At 41.2% G+C, this 22,766-nt stretch carries 12 protein-coding genes and 1 pseudogene; 6 read left to right on the forward strand and 7 right to left on the reverse strand.

Going from position 1 to position 22,766, the window contains the following annotated elements:
- Nucleotides 1-294 precede the first annotated feature (294 nt).
- Nucleotides 295-843, reverse strand: a pseudogene (locus BMZ54_RS33360) (IS3 family transposase); the annotation flags it as partial.
- Here BMZ54_RS33360 and BMZ54_RS10875 point away from each other — a divergent pair.
- Nucleotides 839-1,141 (forward strand): ATP-binding protein, encoded by a 303-nt coding sequence (locus BMZ54_RS10875; protein WP_089910518.1) that lies wholly within the window; start codon nucleotides 839-841, stop codon nucleotides 1,139-1,141. The pseudogene BMZ54_RS33360 and the gene BMZ54_RS10875 overlap by 5 nt on opposite strands.
- Before the next feature lie 525 nt (nucleotides 1,142-1,666).
- Here BMZ54_RS10875 and BMZ54_RS10880 read toward each other — a convergent pair.
- From BMZ54_RS10880 to BMZ54_RS10895, 4 genes are all read right to left on the reverse strand, one after another.
- A complete protein-coding gene (locus BMZ54_RS10880) occupies nucleotides 1,667-4,417 on the reverse strand; it encodes an alpha/beta hydrolase family protein (RefSeq protein WP_089910520.1) in 2,751 nt (916 codons plus the stop codon).
- 140 nt (nucleotides 4,418-4,557) lie between these two features.
- The gene (locus BMZ54_RS10885; protein ID WP_089910523.1) at nucleotides 4,558-5,865 is read right to left on the reverse strand and encodes a thioredoxin family protein; all 1,308 of its coding nucleotides are present in this window, start codon (nucleotides 5,863-5,865) and stop codon (nucleotides 4,558-4,560) included.
- A gap of 22 nt (nucleotides 5,866-5,887) precedes the next feature.
- Nucleotides 5,888-7,333, reverse strand: coding sequence for a RagB/SusD family nutrient uptake outer membrane protein (locus tag BMZ54_RS10890; protein ID WP_089910526.1), 1,446 nt, complete (start codon nucleotides 7,331-7,333; stop codon nucleotides 5,888-5,890).
- A 29-nt stretch (nucleotides 7,334-7,362) separates the two neighbouring features.
- Nucleotides 7,363-10,740: a SusC/RagA family TonB-linked outer membrane protein gene (locus BMZ54_RS10895; protein ID WP_089910529.1), complete on the reverse strand. Its 3,378-nt coding sequence runs from the start codon at nucleotides 10,738-10,740 to the stop codon at nucleotides 7,363-7,365.
- A gap of 294 nt (nucleotides 10,741-11,034) precedes the next feature.
- Between BMZ54_RS10895 and BMZ54_RS10900 the strand changes: the two genes are divergently transcribed.
- From BMZ54_RS10900 to BMZ54_RS10920, 5 genes are all read left to right on the forward strand, one after another.
- Entirely contained in the window at nucleotides 11,035-11,622 is a 588-nt protein-coding gene (locus tag BMZ54_RS10900; protein ID WP_089910532.1) for an RNA polymerase sigma factor, read from the forward strand.
- A gap of 77 nt (nucleotides 11,623-11,699) precedes the next feature.
- Nucleotides 11,700-12,800 (forward strand): FecR family protein, encoded by a 1,101-nt coding sequence (locus BMZ54_RS10905; RefSeq protein WP_162277513.1) that lies wholly within the window; start codon nucleotides 11,700-11,702, stop codon nucleotides 12,798-12,800.
- A gap of 269 nt (nucleotides 12,801-13,069) precedes the next feature.
- The gene (locus tag BMZ54_RS10910; protein ID WP_089910537.1) at nucleotides 13,070-14,251 is read left to right on the forward strand and encodes a FecR family protein; all 1,182 of its coding nucleotides are present in this window, start codon (nucleotides 13,070-13,072) and stop codon (nucleotides 14,249-14,251) included.
- A 413-nt stretch (nucleotides 14,252-14,664) separates the two neighbouring features.
- Complete coding sequence (locus BMZ54_RS10915; RefSeq protein ID WP_089910540.1) at nucleotides 14,665-14,943, forward strand: SinR family protein; 279 nt, start codon at nucleotides 14,665-14,667, stop codon at nucleotides 14,941-14,943.
- A gap of 346 nt (nucleotides 14,944-15,289) precedes the next feature.
- Nucleotides 15,290-18,499 carry an HD domain-containing protein gene (locus tag BMZ54_RS10920; protein WP_089910543.1) on the forward strand — a complete coding sequence of 1,070 codons (3,210 nt, stop codon included), beginning with the start codon at nucleotides 15,290-15,292 and terminating at the stop codon, nucleotides 18,497-18,499.
- Here the strand turns inward: BMZ54_RS10920 and BMZ54_RS10925 are convergent.
- Together BMZ54_RS10925 and BMZ54_RS10930 are read right to left on the reverse strand one after the other, a co-directional pair.
- On the reverse strand, nucleotides 18,492-21,143 hold the full coding sequence (locus tag BMZ54_RS10925; protein ID WP_089910546.1) for an outer membrane beta-barrel protein: 2,652 nt from the start codon (nucleotides 21,141-21,143) through the stop codon (nucleotides 18,492-18,494). The genes BMZ54_RS10920 and BMZ54_RS10925 overlap by 8 nt on opposite strands.
- A 210-nt stretch (nucleotides 21,144-21,353) precedes the next feature.
- On the reverse strand, nucleotides 21,354-22,739 hold the full coding sequence (locus tag BMZ54_RS10930; protein ID WP_089910549.1) for a hypothetical protein: 1,386 nt from the start codon (nucleotides 22,737-22,739) through the stop codon (nucleotides 21,354-21,356).
- Nucleotides 22,740-22,766 lie beyond the last annotated feature (27 nt).

A 22,766-nucleotide genomic window follows, 5' to 3' on the forward strand; every position in this document is an offset into this window, starting at 1 on the left:
AGGTCGGCCCCATTTTTTTAAGAGATTTTTAAGGGATAACAGATGAATATCGCAATTTCGAGAGATTGTTTTTTGTTTAAATGGGGGTTTTGAAGCTATAACAGGCCAAACTCAGTTTTGACTTTTAGGAGGCTGTTAATTTAACTGTGTAAGGTTCCGTGTTTAGATAACTGCCCAAAGGTAAAAGGTTAAGATTACAACGCTGTTTGCCCAAAAAATTGATAAACGGTAAGAGCATAATGGGCCAGTCTCGCTGTGTACTGCCCTCCAGAACTTAGACAAGGTTTAAGATAGTTAAGCGGCTTGAGTTCGATATTTTACCGGGCTCAGGCCTTTTAATTTTAATTTTATTCTGTCATTATTGTAATAGTCAATGTAATGAACGATTTGTCGTTTCAAGGATGCGATTGAATCAAATTTATTAAGATAAAATAGCTCCGACTTTATAACGCTGAAAAAATTCTCCATGACAGCATTCTCCTGACAGTTACCTTTCCGAGACATGCTTTGTCTGATTCTGCTATCACGTAGGGCCGTTTGATATTGTTTCATCTGGTATTGCCAACCCTGATCTGAATGTAAGATGGGCTTAGCTCCAGATGGCAGTTTTATAAGCGCTTTTTGCAGCATATCCATCGTTTGATTAAAGCTTTTTACCTCCCACTGAGAACTCAGTTACATCTGTGACCCATTTCTGGTAAGGCTTGCGCGTCTTAAAATTGCGGTGTAGCAGGTTCCGAGCTATTTTGCCCTGTTGGCCTTTATAGGATTTATTTTTTTTATCCTAACTACACTTTTGAGACCACACTCATGCATTATTTTCCACACGGTCTTGTGATTGACACTCAAACTGGATGGCTCTTACCTGAAACTGCTCAATCACTTCGAACACCAATCGCTGGTTATTCTGGATGATTTTGGACTGCAGCCTATGCAACAGGAAGTAAAGCTCGCCTTACTGCAAATACTGGAGGAAAGGCATGGAAAAAGAAGCACAATCATCACCTCCCAGATGCCGACAGGCACCTGGCACGAATACATCAATGAGCCTACCATAGCGGATGCAATTAAGGACAGATTGACAGCCACCGCCCATCGCGTAGAACTTACCGGAGAATCTATGAGAAGAAAAATAAGGTAAAATAAAAATTACCTCGCTATCTTTAAAATGCTTATAAACGCTCTTTATAATACTGCTTCATCAACCATTGCGAGTTGGGTCAACATCACCCGGAACATAGGGGTCAAGATCACCGGAATTTATAGGGACTTCATATAACTGGCAATTTTCTTGCTGTCCAGGAATTCATTGGTTTCTTGGGTACCAAAAATACTATCAGCGATAATAGCGGCCGTTTCATAACCTTCATGATTAGCACTACGTCTTATACGTTTTGTAGCTGCTGTGTCGATAACCTTATTTAATTTATCTGTTTTTAACGCTTCACTTACTGACGTTTTTTGTCAGATATCTTGGGTGGAAATCTCTGTCTGGGCTTGCTTAATCGTAACGCTATTTGTGCTTACTAAGTTTAGATTTCGTCAATGAACTAGCAATTTAAGGCTGCCAAATATTGCCCGAATTTTATAATTTGCTGTACCTGAATTTTGGGATGAAAGCCGACGAGGAGGCTTTGTTGGATCTATACCCGTCGCTCTTATCTAGCTAGTTTTTGTACTCTAATTCATAACCGTTGTCTATTCCTTTTAGTCTTGCTGGAATTCCCTGTGTCATCCATCGGGGAGCAGGTGTGTTTTTTAAATAATGGTCAAAAAATTGCGTTACTCTTATGGAAAAATCAATTCTGTCATTACCCCAAACACCGTGATTACCATCATCATACTGCAGCATCCAAGCAGGCTTTTCTAATCGTCGCAGTGCTATAAACATTTCTACAGCCTGCTGCCACGGAACTGCATCATCACTTTTACTGTGAAAAATGATAAGTGGCGTAGTTACTTTGTCCGCTTTCAAAACTGGGGAATTTTCAATATATAGATTTGGATCATCCCATAATGTTTTGCCTATTTGGTTTTCCAAAGAGGGTAGGCGGCTTGATTCGCTATATGCTTTACCTGCTAACTGAAGTGAAGAGCTAATCCAGTTACTAGTGCCGGCACCTTCCAGTGCAGCAGCGAATAAATCGGTATGTGTAACAATGTAGTTTGTTTCAAAACCAGCAAAGCTATGGCCATTGATGCCTATATGTTTGGAATCTACATAGGATAATCTGCTAAGCCACTGGGCAGCGGCTACAATGGAGTTATATGCACTTTGCCCCATTCTGCCGAATGTATAATGAATGTCTGGAGTAAAGACAAGATATCCTCGGCTAACAAACCATGCTATATCAATATTGGCACTCATTAATTCCGGGGCAGGAAATTGGTATAAACGGCCAGACATCTGTTGATAATAGTTAAATATTACCGGATAACGTTTGTTTGGATCAAAATTTTCTGGTTTATATAAGATTCCCTCTGTGGGGATACTATCCAGCTGTTTCCATGAAACAAGTTCGGCGCTTAGCCAGTTGTATGCTTTTTGGGGCTGCAGAGTAGTTAACGGTTTATAATTCACAAAATCCTTGGTTAAAAAATAATTAGGTGCATCGGCAGCCGTTTGACGTTTTACGATCCAAATATTAACATCTTGAGCCTTTAAGGGAGCCATTCCGTTATCAAATGAGTGATCCAAACCGGGGACCTGACCTGGATAATAAAATAAGGTATAAGGTCCCATAGATAATAACTGTGGATTGCCGGACTTATTAGACTGTTTGTAATAAAATCCATTATATTTATTGTTGACATTAAAAGCGGTTAATAACAAAATGGAATTTTTCTTATAAACGACAGCGTCGTAGAAAATGTCTGTTTCATTTACTATTCTGAATTTCATGTTTTTTAACTTACCATATCCATTTGTGATATTTATAGGGAAGCCATTCCCTGAAGGATCCAATTTCCAAATGTCATAGTTGTCATATATAAATAGTGCTTCATCATTCTCTTGCCAGCCGGCTATGCCAACAGGGAATTTAGGGATACTAGCTGGTTCCCTATGCATAAACATGTTGTCCTCAGCCAATAAATCAGCTGGAATTTCTCTGGAGATATTAACTGTTTTTCCGGTATTCAAGTCGCAACTATAAAAGCTACCTGCTTTAAGATCATAATAAATCAGATATTTGCCAGCGGGGGAAAAATAAAATAAGGAATAGCCCTTTGTTGGTATTGATTTACTAGAACCGTCTTTCAGTGATACTAGCCACTTGGGCGAAATAGAGTTGCCATAAAACTCGCCCATCCAAAAGCGGTCTCCTGCAGTGTCTATTTTCGTTACAACAAAATCACCCGTTATAGGGGTTGCTATAATCTTTTCATGTTCCCTTTCAAGGCGCACTACGTAATCTGAATTTGTATTAATTACTGCCGTATATGTAATTGGTTTTAGTGTTAGAAGTTGTGTAGACTGTAATATGGTATCTTTATAGCTCCAAATATCAACATTTGTACCACCCGGTTCTGTTATGGAAGTCCAAGGAGATTGGAGCCGGAAGTAAATATAACGGCTATCTTTACTAAAGTTTAATAAAGTATTACTAATTGAGAGACCGGCGCTTATGCCAGGAGAGAAGTTAGTTGCCTTGATAACAGCTTTTGGTTGCCCGTTTTTATAATACCAAATGGTGTTAACTTTTATCTCATCTCTATTTTCTTGTACTATAAATGCCGCTTGAGTACCTGTGTAATCGAGTTTATAATTTACTACCTTCGTATCTTGATGAGAACTATCAAAACTAGTCCAAATATTTTTAGTATTTAGATCCGCCAAGTTCACCCATTGTAGACTGGTGGTCTTATCTTGGCAAGAAAATATTGTTAATAGCAACACATTTGCATTATTGTCAAATTCGTAATCTTTTACATGAATGTATCGCCTTTCAGCACCGGTTAAAAGATTTCGTAGTACTAACACCATACTGTCACCTTTTAATTGGTAGGCTAGCCATTTTCCTTTATCTGCCTGCGGTTGCTTCTGAGAGATAACCTTTGGTATACGCCAAAGGTTGCTAGTGCCTAGCTTTAAGAAGGAAAGTGTATCACTCGTCATAAATACGAATGTTTTACTGTCTTTTGAAAATGATACATTGACAGCTCCGATACACTCCTTTTTCCAGGACGAGCCAGTAGCTTGAATAACCAGCGTATTGTTGCTAAATGGTTGATTTTTTATATCATAGTCAAAGTATTTGCCATTGTTGCTTATAGTAAGATTATCTCCTAAACAAGTCCACGTACTAATGGCCGCAGTATCAATTATAGTTTTTTTTATTTTTTCGGTGTCGGTGGCTTGGGCTAATAGGTTCGTACTTAAGAATATTAGAAAAAAGAAAATACAATTGCGTTTCATGATGAGTTGAGATTTTAGAATCTATTGCCATTGAATGGCAACAGGATTTAAATACTATAATGGCTATTCGACTACTATAAACAGAGCGATCAATCTTCTATAATTTACGAAACAAGTAGCACTTATTTTAAAGAGATTGGTTACCGAAGAGGTTCACCATTATTCATCTTATCCAAAGTGGCTCTATAAAAGTCTGCTATACGAGTATACACCTCAACTCCAGAAATGCTAGCAATTGCTTTTTCTTCCCACTGTATTGCCTCTTTAGTACGTCCTGCTTTGTAAAGTAACGTAGCATAGGTGTCCCAAATCATTGCCATCGGCTCACAACATTTCCGCTTTATTACACCTTCCATCCATTTAATTACCGTATTTATTTGGTAAATATCATTACTTTCTGCCAAAACTTTACATGAGAAATTATTAAGAGCTGCATCCATCATTTTATCAGTGGTGTCAGTACCGTATTTTTCTACTTGTTCGATAAAATATTTTATATAAGCAGGTGAGTTTCCATTCTCCAGGTACCAGTCAACCTTTGCCAATAAAACGGCTCTTTCGGCGTTATAAGAATCATATTTAGCTCTAATTATATCGTATAAAGTATCCCATTCAGGCTCACTACCAAATTTTGTATTATTAAATAATATTCTAGTTTCCTCCTTTGCCAAAATACGATCTATCGTTTCCTGAGCAACACCTCCTCGTTGCATTACACTATCTACTTTTTGACCATTTGGATAAAACAATTTGAAGAACGGATCTTTCGAACTTTGTATGTTAATAGAAAGAAACTCAATTGTAGGTTTATTGTATAGCTCACTTAGCTTCAAATGCTGCAAGTGTTTGTAATAATCTCTACGAAGGCTGTCAGCCAATTTTGTCTCCTGAAGATCCGTAGATGTTTTGAACATGTAGGGAATCTTTTGGTAATTTTTTTTACCTCTCCTATATGCTACTATCAGTTTGTCATATTCATTGAATGGATCAATATACTTTTTACTAGGGAGTAGTGACGTTTTAGCAATCGAAATAAAATCTGCAGTTGACCTCTGACCAATTTCTTTACTCGTAAGTGTTCCATTTGGAGAGATGAATAAGTAAGTTGGGAATGCCTGTATTTTATATTTTCTGCTGATAGCTTCAGCATCCGAATACCAGTCTTTAATTCTTTTGTCATCTTTAGGTGTTTTGTCAATTTGTACTTTTACTGAAATAAATGTAGCATTCATGAAATCTCCAACACTTTCTTGGGGATATACTTCTTTCTCCATTGTCCTACAGGGACCGCACCAGGTAGTATAACAATCAACAAAAATATATTTGTTTTCTTTTTTTGCTTTGGACAATAATTGCTGCCAACTCAACTCTTCTTCAAATTTAATTCCCTTATTCTGCGCGTGTAGGGTAAGCGAAGTACAGATCATTGAAATAAGTAGTAATTTCATATTATCATTATTCGTTTATTTTCTAGTAACCTGGATTTTGTGTGAGGTTTGAGTTATATTTTATTTCGTCAAACGGAATTGGATACAGCTGGTCAGTACTTTGCCAAATACCTCCCTTTTGAGGAGTAACTAGTGGCATTAGTGTGTTGACTATATTGGTGCGTTTCAAATCAAGCCAACGATGGCCCCATTCAGTAAATAACTCGACTTGTCGTTCATGTAAAATTGCGGTTTCCAAAGCAGAGATGGTGGTTGCCTCTGTGTCCACGAGGCCGGCTCGGTGCCGAATTACATTAAGATCTGCTTTGGCACCTTCAATATCTCCAGTTTTCAACTTTGCCTCGGCTCTGATTAGATATTGCTCTCCTAGGCGCAATACCATAAGGTATTCACTTACAGGAGCATTTAATGTTGAGATTTTGTATTTGTAAGGATAGTAATAGGCAATGCCCGTAACAATAGTACTATCTACCCAATCTAGTTTGCGCTGATCTTCTGGCTCAAAGTTATTCAATAATTCAGGCCTTAAATAGGCTGGGTGTGTATAACCTGGGCCGGTTGCCGGGATTAAAAATGCTAAACCATCCTCTGTATTATAGCCTGTTCTAATGGGCTGCAATTGCCAAATGGCCTCCCGGCTGTTTTTGAGGAAAACATTATTTAAACTCTCCAAACCATAAAGGATAGTGTTATTGATTACTTCGCTAGATTCCTTTATTGCAAGGCTCCAATTTCCATGGTATAGATAGACTCGAGCTAACAGTGCGCTCGCCGTTGCGTTGTTCGGACGTATTCGTTCTTCTGAATTGTCTAAGAGATTCGGTCCTAGGTATGCTGGGGCTAATAGGGATTTAGCTTCTGTCAAGTCGGCAATTATTTGTTGATATACCTGGTCTTTTTCTATGCGGTACAAATTTTTGTTAATTGTATAGTCTGTGCTAACGGCCAAAGGAACATCTCCATATAGGTTTGTAAGATAAAAATAGAAGAATGCGCGCATGAATTTCGCTTCACCTAATAGCTGTTGTTTAACAGCGGCCGTTAATGAATTAGATTTAGTTAACCCCTCAATTGCAGCATTACAGGTAAAAATATTATTGTAGAATGTAGCCCATGTACCCTTGTCAGAAGTTTGGAGGGAATTGGATGTCAATGCATTCGTATAATAGGCGAGAAGCCTGGTATCTGTTACTCCCGAATATAATGTTAATTCATCCGCACTAAGTCCCGTAAATAAAGACAGTCCTTGAGGGCCTGTAAAAGTTCCCGGTTTATTAATCGAAACATAGATACCGGTAAGCACGGCTATTGATGTAGCGTCTGTTGCATATACATTTGCATCAGTTATTTTTGTATAGGGAGCATCTATCTCAACAAATTTGGTGCAACCAGAGTACTGTATAAGTGAAAGTATAAGTATAATAAATATGCTGTTTTTTGTTATCAGTATTTTAGGCTTAAGGTTCATTTTTCAATATTTTAAGGGTTATTTGTTTCTTATAATCCTACTTGTATTCCCGCTGTAAGCATCCGTAGTGGAGGCAATGAAATAGTACTTTGATTCTCTGGATCTATTCCTTTGTACTTTGTAAAGGTTAATAAATTTTGACCTTGCACATAAACTTTGCAACTTTGTAGGTGTATAACCCGTTTCCATTGAATTGGCAGTTGCCACGATATCGATAGATTTTTCAAACGAATGTAAGAGGCATCGGTGTAAGCCGCATCGCTTCCTCTGGCAATGCTTAATTGGGTTAATGATCCGAGAAAATCAGTTGAATATTTTTGTATCTGAACAACGTCTCCCGGTTTTTGCCAGCGGTCCAATACATAGATTGGCTGGTTGCTTGCTCCACTGATAAAGACACCAGGACCTAAGGCGCTGTTGCCATTAAAGAGAACATTCGCGCCTATTTGTTTGGCAAACTGCAGCAGAAAATCAATTTCAATTCCTTTAAAGATGAATGTATTTTGCCAGCCTCCATAAAATTTAGGAAAAGCGTTAATAAGTACATTTGCTGCTGTTAGATAATCAGGTGTAGAAGTGGGTTTACCATCTTTGTCTGCAACCCGGTATAAGCCCGTATTAGGATCAACTCCTAGGAAATGATAGGCTTTTGTCAGATTGAGTGGCTTACCGATAATTAAGCTATTGGTGTATGGCGAAGTGGCTAAATCTGGGAAAGCGATTAATTTATTTTGGGGTAATGTGAGGTTAACGTTACTAGTCCAGAAGATATTGCCTATTTTTAGGTCTGTTGTATTGACGGAAAATTCCCAGTTAATATTTTGTACAGTTGCAGGAAAATTGCGTATGATATTACCAAATCCTGTAATGTCGGGCAGTGTATAAGGAATTAACTGATTGGACGAGCGGTTACGGCTATAAGTTGCATTGAATAATAATTTATCTTTTATAAACCCTAATTCGATGCCCATCTGCAATTTCTTTGTTTCTTCCCACTTTAAGTAAGGGTTTGATAAACCTGCCGGTCTTAAGCTGGTTATTCCCTGATATGGATTACTTGCAAAATAGACATTATATAGGCTCATAAAACTATAATCCGTTAATTGATCATTGCCGGTATTGCCATAACTGCTTCGTAGTTTACCAAAACTAAGAAAAGGGAGGTTGTTTAGTATAAAGTTAGTACCTGAAAATATCCATGCTGCACCTACTGCACCAAAGGTATGGAAGCGGTTTGCCGTACCAAACCGGGAGCTTCCGTCACGGCGCGCAGTTACGTTAATTACATATCTATCTTGCAAATTGTAATTGATGCGGCCAAATAGTGCATTATATTTATATTGTGTATAAAACGAACTGCCAGGAAAGATAGTTGCCGCAGATAGAATATTTGGCAATGCCTGATCTGAATTGTATCCATAGCCTATAAAGGATTCCCCACTTCCAGTATTTTGAAGCAGAGTACTGCCCAATAAGCTTTCAAGCATCCCTTTTCCAATTTGTTTTTTATATGTCAATAAAGGCTCTATTATCCAGGAGTTTAGGCTTCTACTGCCATAAATTGCAGATCTTTCTATATAAGGCCTATCTTCCGGCCTTTGAGATACTAGTGGCGTTGGGCTATAATCTTTTGTTTGCATATTTGTATATCCTAAACTAGTTCCAATCTCTAATCCAGGTAGAATATCATAGCTCAATGTTAGATTACTTATTAAATTATTTGTTTTGTTTTGATATTTTATATAAAGACCAGTAAGCGGATTGTCTCGGGTAGAAGAGCCTGTACTATTGGGTGCCCAATTCAAGTCGCCTTCCTTATTATATAAAGCAGGAGCATTCGGTTCTGTTTGTATGGCGCTTTGCGTAAGGTCTATACTTGGTAGTTGGTTGTTATCTACCATGTAATTGCCAGTTAATTGTAGACGAAATTTTTGATTGAGACTCAAGCTACTGATGTTAAAATGCAATGAGCCTTTTTGATCTGCAAAATCCTTAGGAAAAGGAAATACGGTTGTTTCCCGATGAAAAGTTCCTCCCACCAGATATTGTGCTACTGAGGTACCTCCGGATACAGAGGCATTAATATTGGTGTATTGAGCAGTACCTCCGATTAATTCTTTTTGCCAATCCGTATAGCGAGTAGAGTCCCAGGTCCCATTTATGTCATAATCAGTTGGAAGAATAGGTACATTGTCATTTCTAATTGCTTCATGACGCATTGCCAAATACTGCTGTGTATTGAGCATTTTTAGTTTGCGGGTTACATGGCCCCAGCCTTTTTGAAGGTTCAGATCAAATCTTACCGGCCCTGCTTTCCCCCTTTTAGTTGTGATTAGGATAGCCCCATTGGCTGCCCGGGAGCCGTAAATGGCGGTCGCATCGGCATCTTTTAGCACTGTGATGCTTTCAATGTCAGCTGGGTTAAGATAGCTTAAAGGGTTGCCGGTCCCTGGAACTGCACCTAATGGGGTTTCACCTGAGTTGCCTAATATCCCATCTAAACCAGTGCCAGGCAGTTGGGAATTAATTGGAACGCCATCAATTATATAGAGCGGATCGTTTCCACTATTAATACTATTCTGACCCTGGATACGTACTTTAACTCCGCCACCCGCAATACCTGTATTCTGTGTGATGAACAAACCCGGTACGCGCCCCTGCAGTGCCAATAATGGATTGCTTACCGGCTGTTTTTCTATATCCTTCCCTTTAACCACCCCTACGTTACCAGGTGTTAAACGCTGGGTGGTAGTATAGTAGCCTTTTATCTCCGTTTCATCCAGCTTATTCACATCCACATTCAGCTGCATTAAGATCTTTTGCCCTTTTACTGGTACCTCTCTTCTGCCATATCCCAGGCTGCTTACGATCAATGTAGATCCAACAGGAATCCTGGCCAGCGCAAAATTGCCGTTAGCATCTGTAACAGCCCCTTGCGTAGTACCTTTTACCTGTACCGTTGCACCGGGCAGTGGTACGCCATCTGCGTCTGTTATTTTACCGGTAAGCATAGCCGGTATTACGGTGCTGTCTCCATCAATTTTTTTTTCAGGCGCAGGCTCTTTTTTATGAATTACCAGCACATCATCACTGTACTTCCATTCCAGTTCTTTACCCCTCAGTACATACGCCAGCACATCATCCAGCGGCGTTTCTTTAAAATTCACATTTACTTTCTCATCCTGGTTCAGCGCCGTGGCAGCGGTACTGTACATGACAGCAAAGCCGGTTTGCTGTTTAATAGCTTTAAATACAGCCCGCAGGGTGGTGTTACCATTCAGGGTAACCGGATGATCATTCTGCGAGCCGGTGTATGCCTGGGCATACCCATAGGTTAGGGATAGAATAAAAACAAGTAACAGCCATGGGTTTAAATAGCTGCGTAAAAGCAATAGCATTGGTTGCATAGCGGTTAGTTTGCGTTGATCGGAAATTGTTTAAACCCCGGTATGTTGGCCATAGGTGAGGGAGAGGAATTATAATTAAGAATAAATAATTAATATTCCTGCTTTTGCTACTATTACTGTGGCATTTTTGCAGTGTACCATTCGATTGTTTTTGTTAACAATACATTAATGAATGCATTAACATGTTATTAAGGGATGCGTTAACATCTTATTCACGTTATTGGTCTTTTATACTGCTAACTTTAAGCATGCCAACAGGTTAAGTGCCCGGCAGGTTCTTTATACGTATTAAATATGACCACAACTATGTCAGTGTACGAAGAAGATCTTATATTACTGCAGCAACTGAAAGCCGGAACGCCGGAGGCCTTTACTGCCTTTTATGAAAAGTACCGCCGCTACCTGATGATAGTAGCTGCCTCTATACTGGAAGATGAGATGGAAGCGCAGGACCTGGTGCAGGATTTTTTTGTTGACTTCTGGGAGCGGCAGTTGTATATGCGAATAGACCCGGGGCAAAGCAAAAGTGAAGACGTAGTAATAAAGGGATATGTGCATAAGGTGGTATATAACCGGTGCATGGACAGGTTAACGGCAAGAAAAGCTAAACAAAAACGAATAGCACATATGCCTGTACAGGATGAAGCCTGCGCTCCAGAGATAAGGATGGAGATAGCCGAGTGGCAGCAGCAACTGAGCTGGTCTTTAAAAACAGCCATTGCGCAAATACCGCCGCTCTCTGCCCGGGTGTTTGAGCTTTCTTACATACAACGCAAGAGCAGGATAGAAGTGGCAATGGAAATGGGGGTAAGCCCTAATACGGTAAAAAACCAGCTGCTGCGTGCTATGAAAATACTGCGGCATCATTTAAAGAAAGGATAAAATGACAATAGTACATATGCACTGGAAACCCTGTAATAGTGATAATGAAGCGTGACCCCCGCCATATACATGCACTTATGAGCTCCTGGATAGCTGGTGAGATCAGTGAGGTTGATGCATTGTACCTGAAGCAGCTGATAGCTACCGACCCTGAGGTGCTGGAAGCCTGGGAGGAGTTTAAGCATAAATTTTTACCGGAAGATGTGCACAATGGATTTTTACGGTATGAAGATATACCTTGGCTGCCGGCAGAAACCATCACAAAAAAAACTCCGCGTAAACAAATCCGGAATATTTTATTGTACGTAAGTGTAGCAGCAGCAATGCTTACAGGAGTGGTAGCAGGCATATTATTTTATAACAGGCAGGCGCCAACGAAAGCCGTGGTTGCTGCCGCAGATAACAAAAATATTACCCTGCAGCTGGCGAATGGTAAAACCATTAACCTTTCACAGGCGCAGGATAAGATACAGCTGGCCGGGGCAAAGCTGACCAATAACGGGAAAGCCTTATCATACACCCTGGACGGCAACAATACCGGCAGCAATGATGCCGGCGCCATCAGCAAGCTAACAGTTCCAATAGGAAAGGACTATAAGATGTTTCTGGCTGACGGGTCTGAAATCCATTTGAATTCAGGCACAGAGGTCACCCTCTCTCTCGCCCTTAAGGGTTCTTCCCGTGAGATTACGGTCTCCGGGGAGGCCTTTCTCAGGGTTGCTCCCCAGGCCGGCAGGCCTTTCCTGGTACACACCCCACATGGTACGGTACAGGTACTGGGAACCAGCTTTAACGTAAACACATACGATTCCGGGATAGTAAAAGTAGCTTTAGTAGAAGGGAAGGTACAATTTGCAGGCGTAACCATTCAGCCGGGAAAGGAAGCGGTATATACCGTGGAAAAAGGAGTACAGGTACAGGCATTTGATGAGGACGAGACGCTGGGCTGGCAGGAAGGGAAATACTACTTTTCAGATGTCACCCTGCAGGAAATTGTAAATGTACTGCCCCGATGGTATGGCACAAACGTGTTAATAGATAACCCCAAATTAGCGGGTGAACACTTTGCGGGAATGATGGACCGTAACAAGCCTATCACCACCTTCCTTGACAACCTGGAGAGCGCCCGTAAGATCAAGTATCACTTTGATAATGAAGGAGTTTTGCATTTAAAATAAGTACTGAATAGTTTCATTTTTGCACCAAAGCACAACACAAGGCCGTTCTCTCACGGTCTTTTTTAGGGGGATAACAGGTGGATAATAAGTATGATGTCATTTCAATAATTTTTTCGAAAATTTGCAACTAAATGATCACTCTGGATGTTTAGTATGGTAAGATAAAGGAACACGTGTGAACGGGAGACAATGAAAGCCTATAGCCTATTCCTTTCTTTACTATCCACTATCTTAATTGAGGGCCCCAACCAAACAAAAAAACAACCACTATGATCAACAACATTGATCGCGATGATTTACTGTTACTGCTGATACGCCGGCAGGAGAATTGTACCAGTTGGGAGGAAGAACGCCTGATTGATAAGATTCTGCGTGAGGATGAAGATGCCAGGGAAATGGCAGAAGACGTGCGTGTCACCTATGAAAATCTCGCCAAAACACCCCAAGCCAGTACACAAGCCCGCGTACAGAGCTTTATTAATATGGAAATACCCCGCAGGGTGGAAGAAAGGGTAGCCAGACTGCCCAAACGCAGGCGGTACCTAAACTACGCCGCTGCCGCCCTTGTGGCCGTGGCTACCAGCGCTATAGCCCTGTACTTTCCCTTTTACGAGAAACATACGCCTACCGTTACCCACCTGAAAGGTGTAACCCTGGCCATGGCCGGTGGTGATGCCGTACTGCTGGGCGCCAATGAAGATACTATTGTAGCCAATGCAGCCACGCTGCATACCAATGCCTCTATGTTATACTTTACCGCTAAAGCAGGCGCCCTCAATGCCGGCAGGGATAACACCCTGACCGTGCCTGCGGGCAACATGTACAGCCTTACCCTGGCCGATGGTTCTGTAGTGCACCTGAACTCCGCTACCATCCTGCGCTTTCCCTTTGCCTTTACCGGCACTAAAAGGGAAGTGTTTGTAGACGGGGAGGCCTTCTTTAACGTAGCGCCTAATGCCAACCAGCCATTTGTAGTACATTCTAAAAAGAAGGATGTACAGGTACTGGGAACTTCCTTTAACATTAATACCTATAATGATCAGTTTATGCTGTCACTGATTTCCGGCAAGGTAGCAGTGACAGATGTGATAACACAGCCGGTAACAGCCAAAGGAAGCGTGCAGCTGGCGCCCTGCCAGAAGGCCGTACTGGACCCGCGCACCAATCATATAGAGATTGAAGCAGTGAATGGCAGCAGTGAGCTAAGCTGGCTGCAGGGCATATACCGCTTCCAGCAGGAGCCGCTTTCTGAAGTATGTAAGGTGGCGGAAAGGTTGTATGGAGTAACGTTTAAATTGGAGAGTGAGGAGCTGGGAAAAACTACGTACACGGGGATCTTGCGTAAGAGCGATCTGGATGGGTTCCTGAAGAATTTGAAGATTAACGGAAAAGTGGCAGGGTATGAGCAAGATTGGGATGGAACAGTGTTGTTGAAGGGGATGAAGCGATAAAAATAATGTTTGAAAATAGAACCTGACAGGCCGATGACTGTCAGGTTTTTTTTTATTTTATAGTACGCACAAATACCGATATTTTAATCATTTGGATGAGCTGTTTAATTTAGCATTCAAGTTTCAGCTGCCGCTTACTTCCGCGCAATTTGACCTATTCAGGAATCTAAATCTCTGCTATGATTGGTTACTAGCGCCCAACCCATTTGAGTTTTACTATAGAGATCACATGTAAATCTATATAAATGGCTGGAACGAAAAATAAAGTGGACAATGGCATGGTACTATTTGTGTATATGGACGTATTATAAGGATAAGTCAGTTCATTTCTTGTCGATCGTCTATGGGAACCGGGACAATGATCAGTCAGCTGTTTACTGTTTGATATCGCTGGAAATTATTTAAACTCACATATGAAAACTTATCTCATTGGCTACGACCTCAATAAACCACATCAAGATTATCCTGAGTTAATCAATAAGATTAAACAGTTTAAAACCTGGTGGCATTATCTTGATTCCACCTGGATAGTTAAATCTGATCTTACTGCTGCTCAAATCCGGGAGTACTTAAAACCTCACATTGACTCTAATGATGAATTGCTTGTTGTTAGCTTAACCGGGGAGGGGGCCTGGTATGGATTTAACGACAAAGGATCAAAATGGTTAAAGAATAACTTAACCCCTAGTTGACATATACTGCACCTGTTGAAATTCTGTGATAGGTTGTAAAGAACTATTAAGATTCTAAAAAAAAGTGAGGTTTCGATCCATAAACCTCATTCAAAATTGTTAACAGGTATCCAGTATCTTCTTTGACAATTTAGCCAGCGCCATTAATAATTTAATACATAGGATAAGAGATAGAGGAGTGGCGGTCCTGTTCACTTTTGGGGGCAGCATCTTCTTTATAGCATTGTTTTTTGTAAAGCCCCCAATGTGCGTGTTTCAAAATGTTAATAAATCTGCAATTTAAATAGTCAACATTTAATGTTATCATCGCCGACTATGAATTGTATAGCTACTACAAAAAAATAATATGTACACCTTAGAAGCTCACCTGGAAAGTTTCCAGGAAGAAGAATTTAAGATCCTTAATGCTATATGGAAGCTAAATAAAAAGAACCTGCCGCAGGCACAAAGCGCCATCAGTTTTAACTTTCCGCATTATAGCCTGCATGAGAAAACACATAGCGATACCATTGTACGTAATATTGAATCGTACCTGGGACAAAGGATTAAAAATTTAAGTCCTACGGATACCTGGCTTATATTAATGTCGGCACATACCCATGACCTGGGCATGATTGTATTTTCAAAAACAATTGAGCGTTTATGGCCCGGAGAAACCTTCCTGGAATATTTAAAGGACATTGCCACTTCTTCTTCATTAGATAATGATTTGGTAGTAGCGGCTAATTTTATTATCCAGTTAACTGCTGAGAAAAGTGATGTAAAAGACCTGGTTAACGTTGTGCTGGGTATAAGGAGAGCACTCATCTTAATAATATCCAATCATTTCAGAAGTACACATCATGCATCCAGCCGGCAGATGATTATGCGGGAAGATCCTGAATTTGCAAATATGGTTAGCGGACTAATTATGGAGAAACTTCCTAACCGGTTTACCAATACTTTAGCGAACATAGCTTACAGCCATGGAGTGGAGTTTTACCAGGTGCTGGATATACTGGAAAATGAAGCGGATGGCATCGGCAGCGATAAAATGCACCCTCGCTTTATAGCCTGCCTGTTACGGCTGGGTGACTTGCTGGATGTTGATGATAAGCGTTTCAGCAGCTTTAATGAAAAAATGATAGAGCCAATACCGGCTATATCACAACAGCATAAAGAAAAACATGCTTCCATACAGCATCTTTTAATCAGCCCCAGGGGAATAGAAATTACTGCGGATTGTAAAAGTGATGAGGTGTACAGGATTGCCAGGGAGTGGTTTGACTGGCTGGAAGAGGAAGTGGAATACCAGACAAAGGAATGGTCGCAAATTGCCCCGGGCGATTTTCCCGGCTTACCTCCTATGATCTCAAAAGGGAAAATTAAGGTGCTCCATAATAGTGTTATAGTTCCTGACGAGCTTATGAACCTACGGTTTCAGATTTCGAATAAAAGGATCTTTGAAATTATAGAAGGGCAGGCCCTATATGAAGAAGCCGGGCTTGTATTTATACGGGAGTTAGTACAGAATGCGCTAGATGCCTCAAAGGCGCAATTATGGAAAATGATACAGGAAGGTATTTACGATGAGCTGATAAAGATTAACCCGCTTTTTATACCTGATCCAACGAAGACAATATCAGACCAGATAAAGTTTCCTTTTCATATTCCACCGCAGGTATACTCGGCATTTGAAATTGAGCTTAATATTTCCTGGAGTTCGCCGGCAAAAGATGAGTTACTGGTGGAGGTAACGGACCGGGGTACCGGTATTTCCAAAGCTGATTTACTGAGAATGACCAGCGAGGTAGGGGAGAACAAAAATGCCGGTTTGGCTGAAAGAACGTTAATAAAAGCGATGCCAAAGTTCCTTCAGCCGACAGGGGCATTTGGTATTGGCCTGCAGTCCATATTTCATGTTGCAGCTTCTTTTACGGCTAAAACCAAAAGTGAAGGAGAAATGGAAAAGGAAATAGTATTCAGATCAGCCAGGCGGGGGGAATATTGCCGGATGTCGGAGTATAATGGTACCAGGAAGAGAGGCACCACCATTACAGTGAATATCAATAAAACATTGCTAAGTACCTTGCTGCCATCCAGACTACCGGCAAGCGTAATAGAAAGTGAGGATGTTTTTGATAAAGACTATAGTGTTTTCTTTCTTCCTTATTTAAGGCATTATTTATTGGAGGAGTTCTCCAATACACACCTTTTAAAGATTAACTATTTTGGAAATATTATTAAGCCCGCTGCTTTTTCGAATACACAAAACGGAACATTTTATTTAGACCCCAAGACCGCTGTTCACGAAAAGGATATCAGCTGCTTTATAAATAAGAAATACAATTATCATGAATTAACGGTTTTCGAAGATATTTTAGGATCAGACATTAAACTTAGCTTTTTGCCTGAATTAATTACACGGAACCGTAGAAGTGAAGCATATGAATATGCACCATCAGGCTATTTAGTAAGAGATATACCTGTTGATGAGACATTTCTCTCCCATAGTAAAATAAAATATTGTCAAATTTTATGGAACCTTCATAGCTCTTCTTCTGACAAGATCCTGAATATTTCACGCGATAAGTTTATAAAAGTTAAAAGGGAAAAAATTGATAGGGAATTTTTAAATAACATTCTTCCGCGTGCAATCTCTGTCATCATTCAGTGTTTTATTAATTATGCCGGCGAAACAGTGGATGAGCATACTACGAATGAATATTTTAATATTTTGCTGACATGCGATATGTGTGGTGGGGTTCAAAAGAGCGACTTTCCGGGTTTTTTGAAGGGAAAAGAGATTCCGGTTAAAACAGCTATATATACCGACGGGTCCCCACTACCTTTTAAGAGATTTTTTGATGAAGAGACTTTTTTTAAGCTTCATGTTGTCAAAAGTATCAATCCTATTTCCAGGGCTTCAATTGAGAGGTTATGGGAAAGTGTAAGAGATACTGATGCAGATTATCATTCAGGCATCCTGTTGATAGTTTTTAAATATTTTTCCCCTTACCTGCGGGTGAAAGGATTTGTTGTTGATGCCTTTAAAGTTTTAGAAATTGATGGGTACAGGATTGCATTAACTACCTATAGAAAAACGCCCAGGAATGCCAGTTTAAAAATATCGGAGAAAGAGAAAAAAGTGATATTCAGCGTATTGCCTAATAGTTACAGGGGAACAAAAAGGGACTACTTCAGACCTTACGACCCCTATGCTGCTGTTCTTGCGGTTGAACCGGAAAAGCTGGAAACATTTGAGAGTATCCCTAATTTTACGAGATATTTTATTGTTTCTCCTTTTCGGAATTATGATGATTTTATAAGAATGGCGACTTTAATTAAGGAAAAGGAAACTACGGATCTTTTATTGCTTATCAGGCTAATTATTAATGAGCCACTTTTTAATGAAATAATAACTCCTGCGTTAATTGCATATATACAGAACCATAATCCCTTCGAAAAAAATCAAACCGAACAAAAAATTAAAGAGATGTATGCACAGTTTATTGTGGATTATGTAACCTTTGCACCGCATAGTCAAATCCGTGAAGCGAATAAAGGACTCACTTGAAAAACCACGTAAAACTCAATATGAAAAATCGCTCCAGGATATTTGTACGTACATCTTCCACATAATTAGGTTCAAACACACGGGCATAACCCTGGTTCCTGTTTAACAGGTCGCAGCCCTGCAGCTTAAACTGCCCCCGGTTATGCTGCAGGATGTTTTTGGCAATAAAGGCATTTACCATTGTTACATCCACCCCCTGGCCGGCAGCAATACCGGTATTGTGCAGATAGTTTATGTTGCCGCCTATGTTAAACCCCAGGGGCAGCACCAGGTTGTAGTTAAAAAAGAGGGTGTAGTTAAAGACATGGATATTATTTTGCTCCTGGTGGGTATACCTGGCCCCATTATAATTAACACCTGCGCCCAGCGTACAATCCAGTAACTGCTTATAGGTATAGTTACAGCTGAGATCCTGGTTGGCAGTGATGTTATTTACATTGCCCATTTGCCCGTTGATAGAGTTAATGTCATGATTCAATGCCAGGGAGGTATTCATGTTTATATTGGCCTGCATTTTCTTGAGCGGAAATCCATTTGCCATACTCATGTTTAAAGCATAGGCGCCATTTGCATTCAGAGGCCGGCTTACCTGCCTGCCCAGTGAATCGAGCCGGCTGGCAATTATTACCTTATTGCGGGTAAGGGAGGCATTAACTGTAAGCATAGTGCTGTGCAGCGCTGCCGGGTTAACGGCGTTATAAACTATACCGGCGTTGTGCGTGACGGTTGGTTTCAGATCCGGGTTACCCAGCTGTATATACAGTGGATTATTATTATTGGGCACCGGTTGCAATAAAGTAAGATCCGGCTGCTGCATATTGCCCGTATACTGAAAGCGCAGGCGGCGGTTGCTGTTAAAGGCATAACTAAACACTGCAATGGGGAAAAAACCGGTGATACTTTTTTGCAGGCGGCTGTGCTCACTGATATTGTTGTTGCTTAAGCTGCTTGCCTGCATTTGTACGCCAATGCTATATTCATAGTTAGCCTTTTGTGCCCGGAAGGCCAGGCGGGCAAGCTGTAACTGTGCTGTGCTCCGGAAAGAGTTGCTTAAACTATCGTTCAGCTGATCATACACCTCTTTGACTGCATTATAGTCATAGGTAAGTTTTTCTGCTGAGGACCGGTCGCGGTTATAGGTATAAACCACATCCAGGAAATGATCTTTATACAATGGTTCCGTCCAGGTGAGGTTTATTGAAAATACCCGGTGGGGAGTTTGCAGATTGTTACGCTGGTTAATGGTATCCCGTAATTCCTCTCCATTGGGTTGTATAAAGAGATTATCAGACCGGTTAAACTGCTGCTGTTTGTTGGTGTTATAACCTGCGGCTATGTTAACGCTGAGGGTACGGCCCGGCTTTTTGAAGCGTTTACCCCACAATACGGAACCATTGATACCGGGTATGGAAGTGTGGTTAAGATTATGGATAGTTCCCCTGTTTACCAGCTGCTGCTGATCGCCCAATGATTCATACCCGTTTTCCCGTGTATTCCTGGTTTTCATATAAGTGGCATTTATGCTGAAAACCAGGGTGTGCATACTATCCGGATTATACTGCATTTGTATACCGGACATATGGTTGATGCTGTGGCTGGATTCATTTGTATGCTGGTTATAATAATACGTGGTATCCGGCAGCAGGTTTTGCCGGGCGCTGGTGCTTTCGGTAGTCTGGCTATAATCAATGAGAAAGTAACTGCCGCTTATTTTTAATGCCTTGTTAATAGTCTGGCTAAAATTACCCCCCCCGTTCAGGGCCCGGCTAAGCCCTGCATCTCCGATTAGTGTACCATTTTCCAGTGCCCCCTTCTCATTATGCCCGCTGCCCAGCAATGACAATGATTGCTGCCCGAAGCGGTTCAGACTTGTGCTGGCTGAAAACCGGTTGCGGGTGCCATAACCGGCTGTTAAATGACCTATCAGCTTTTCCTTCTTTGCTTTTTTTACGGTGATGTTGATTGTTTTCTCGGGCTGACTGTCTAAGGCCCCACTGAATTGTGCCTGGTCTGATTTACGGTCTATGAGCTGCACTTTATCTATCATGTCAGCCGGCAGGTTCCGGATGGCCAGTTTGGGGTTGTCTCCAAAAAAGGGTTGCCCATCTATTAAAATCCTTTTTACAGGGGTACCGTTTATTTTAAGCACGCCGTCTTTATCTATTTCCAGGCCGGGCAGCTTTTTAAGCAGCTCTTCCATCATTGCATTTTCCCTGGTTTTATAATAATCTGCATTAAATTCCAGGGTATCTTTTTTTACTACCATAGGCGCGCGGATCTCAACTATTTCCACCATACCCAGGGTTACTCCGGTTTTTTGCAGGAAGATGGCGCCGGCATCTGTTAAAGTATCTGCTGCAAGAGTAATGGGTTTTAATTGTTGCTGATACCCGAGGTAAGTAATGTATAAATGATACATGCCCGGGCGTGCATTTAAAATAAAAGCGCCGTTTTTATCTGTGAAAGCAATGGCTACGCGTGAAGAGTCTTTGGCGTATAACAGCGCCACTGTGGCATTTTCCAGGGGCTGGTGAGTGTCTTTGTCAGTAACATGCCCATTTACCCGGACATATGAAATTGTCTGGGCCCATGCTTGGAGCGGGCATAGGGCGGCCAAAAGTACGATGAGGAGGGTTTTGCTCATCCGGGTTTTATGAAGGGTCCTTTAATGGTTCCGGTGTAAGTACGGGACTGTTACCGGTTAGAGTAATTTAAGGAGGAATGATAAGAAAGGCTTGTAGAAATGCAGGAATTTTCGGAAGGAGGAGAGTGCGGTGTGGTTGCGGGGAGATTGTGTATGCTTCCCTGTTGTTTCATGAAAACCGCAGCCACCGGTTAACCCGGTGGCCTGCAGCTAGAAGGTTATATTAGCATACGGCCTGATGGTTTTGTTGCATTGCTCAAGACTTTTAAGATCTACTGTTACCGTAAACTGCTCCTGGGTACAATAGGTTAACCTGTTTATAATGGTAAGTTCCTGCTCTGAACATTCTTCAAAAGCAATAATTGTGTGATCCGCATCCGAATAACAGGCATCATTAAGGTCATAAGGGTGTATACGGAGGCAATAGGAGGCCGACAATGGAAAGTAGATGGCAGAATCCTGCTTTATATTAACCAACAGGGTGTCCACTACAGGCCTGTGCCGGCTGTGCCGGTACCATTCCTGTATATTGATGCTGAAACCTGCATTGTCGGAGGTGATCCAGGTATGCCCGGGAGGGCTTTTTAAAATAGTCCATTTTTTGAGGGAGAGCTTTTTGTCATACAGTTCTGAAACGATAGCTGCAAGCTGCGACCGTACTTTAACCAGTGAGAGTTTGTGATTTTCATGGTTCGCCGGAGCCATGGAGGATGGTCTCAGATGATCGAAGAACACTTTGCAGTTGTCAGGCTTTCTCAGTTTTGAATACAGCAACCATTCTATGAGCCCTTTTTTTAATTTTGTAGCAGTCATGGGCCGTTCAGCCTTTATAATCTTAATATAATTTTCATAGGCGGCCTCCATTTCGGTTACAAAAATGGCGTTGATATAATGGCTGATTTGCCCGGACCCGCCGAAGGAGATAACAAATGGGCGCTGCCTTTCCTTTAATGCAAAATTTCTGGACTTAATGAGGTTAAGCGGACGATTGCCGTCATTCGCGTAAAAGCACATAAGATAATGCGATGAGATATGGTTGCTGAACGTATCCGGCCGCATGGGCTCCGATACGAAAAAATATACGGAAATACCCGTGTATTCGTCCTTGGGTTTAAAATGAGATTCTGTAATATACATCTGCCGGTACAACGCGTTGATAAAATGATGGAAGGGCCTGTTAGCTGCTGTTAACGTTTTAGGCGGCGCACTACGGTGCAGTTTAAGAAAAATGTTTTTATAGAGTGAAGTGTTGACGGCGGGCATTGCCGGTAGATCTTTTTCCGTACCAGGCGGCGTTTCGTTTTTGGTTTGTTTAATCAGCGCTGTAAGAAACTCCCTGGTTTGCGTTCTTTTACGGTTAAAGTGGTCTGTGAGGCCCTCCAGGCTGGTTAGCTGATGCATAGTCATTACCTCTTTCAGATATTCTACGGTTTCTGCCAGCTTGTTATTTTTTATCAGGGAGCCAATGGGTTGGTGATTAAACAGGTTTTCGTATGCCAGGATCAGATCATTCTCATCCCCCTCCGGGTCTATTTTTATAAACCGCCTTAGCAGGCCGGTGAACGCCTCTGCTGTAATTTTATTTATTTGCTGCATATTCTGTTGTTTTAAGGTTAAAATCGA

The organism is Chitinophaga rupis (assembly GCF_900109685.1).
In the GTDB taxonomy this organism is placed as follows: domain Bacteria; phylum Bacteroidota; class Bacteroidia; order Chitinophagales; family Chitinophagaceae; genus Chitinophaga; species Chitinophaga rupis.

Bases quoted from the DNA above. Each gene is read 5' to 3' on its own strand.
- BMZ54_RS10905 (WP_162277513.1), top strand. From the start codon at position 11,700: ATGAGCTCCTGGATAGCTGGTGAGATCAGTGAGGTTGATGCATTGTAC.
- BMZ54_RS10915 (WP_089910540.1), top strand. From the start codon at position 14,665: ATGAAAACTTATCTCATTGGCTACGACCTCAATAAACCACATCAAGAT.
- BMZ54_RS10895 (WP_089910529.1), bottom strand. From the start codon at position 10,740: ATGCAACCAATGCTATTGCTTTTACGCAGCTATTTAAACCCATGGCTG.
- BMZ54_RS10925 (WP_089910546.1), bottom strand. From the start codon at position 21,143: ATGAGCAAAACCCTCCTCATCGTACTTTTGGCCGCCCTATGCCCGCTC.
- BMZ54_RS10890 (WP_089910526.1), bottom strand. From the start codon at position 7,333: ATGAACCTTAAGCCTAAAATACTGATAACAAAAAACAGCATATTTATT.
- BMZ54_RS10880 (WP_089910520.1), bottom strand. From the start codon at position 4,417: ATGAAACGCAATTGTATTTTCTTTTTTCTAATATTCTTAAGTACGAAC.
- BMZ54_RS10920 (WP_089910543.1), top strand. From the start codon at position 15,290: ATGTACACCTTAGAAGCTCACCTGGAAAGTTTCCAGGAAGAAGAATTT.
- BMZ54_RS10885 (WP_089910523.1), bottom strand. From the start codon at position 5,865: ATGAAATTACTACTTATTTCAATGATCTGTACTTCGCTTACCCTACAC.
- BMZ54_RS10910 (WP_089910537.1), top strand. From the start codon at position 13,070: ATGATCAACAACATTGATCGCGATGATTTACTGTTACTGCTGATACGC.
- BMZ54_RS10930 (WP_089910549.1), bottom strand. From the start codon at position 22,739: ATGCAGCAAATAAATAAAATTACAGCAGAGGCGTTCACCGGCCTGCTA.
- BMZ54_RS10900 (WP_089910532.1), top strand. From the start codon at position 11,035: ATGACCACAACTATGTCAGTGTACGAAGAAGATCTTATATTACTGCAG.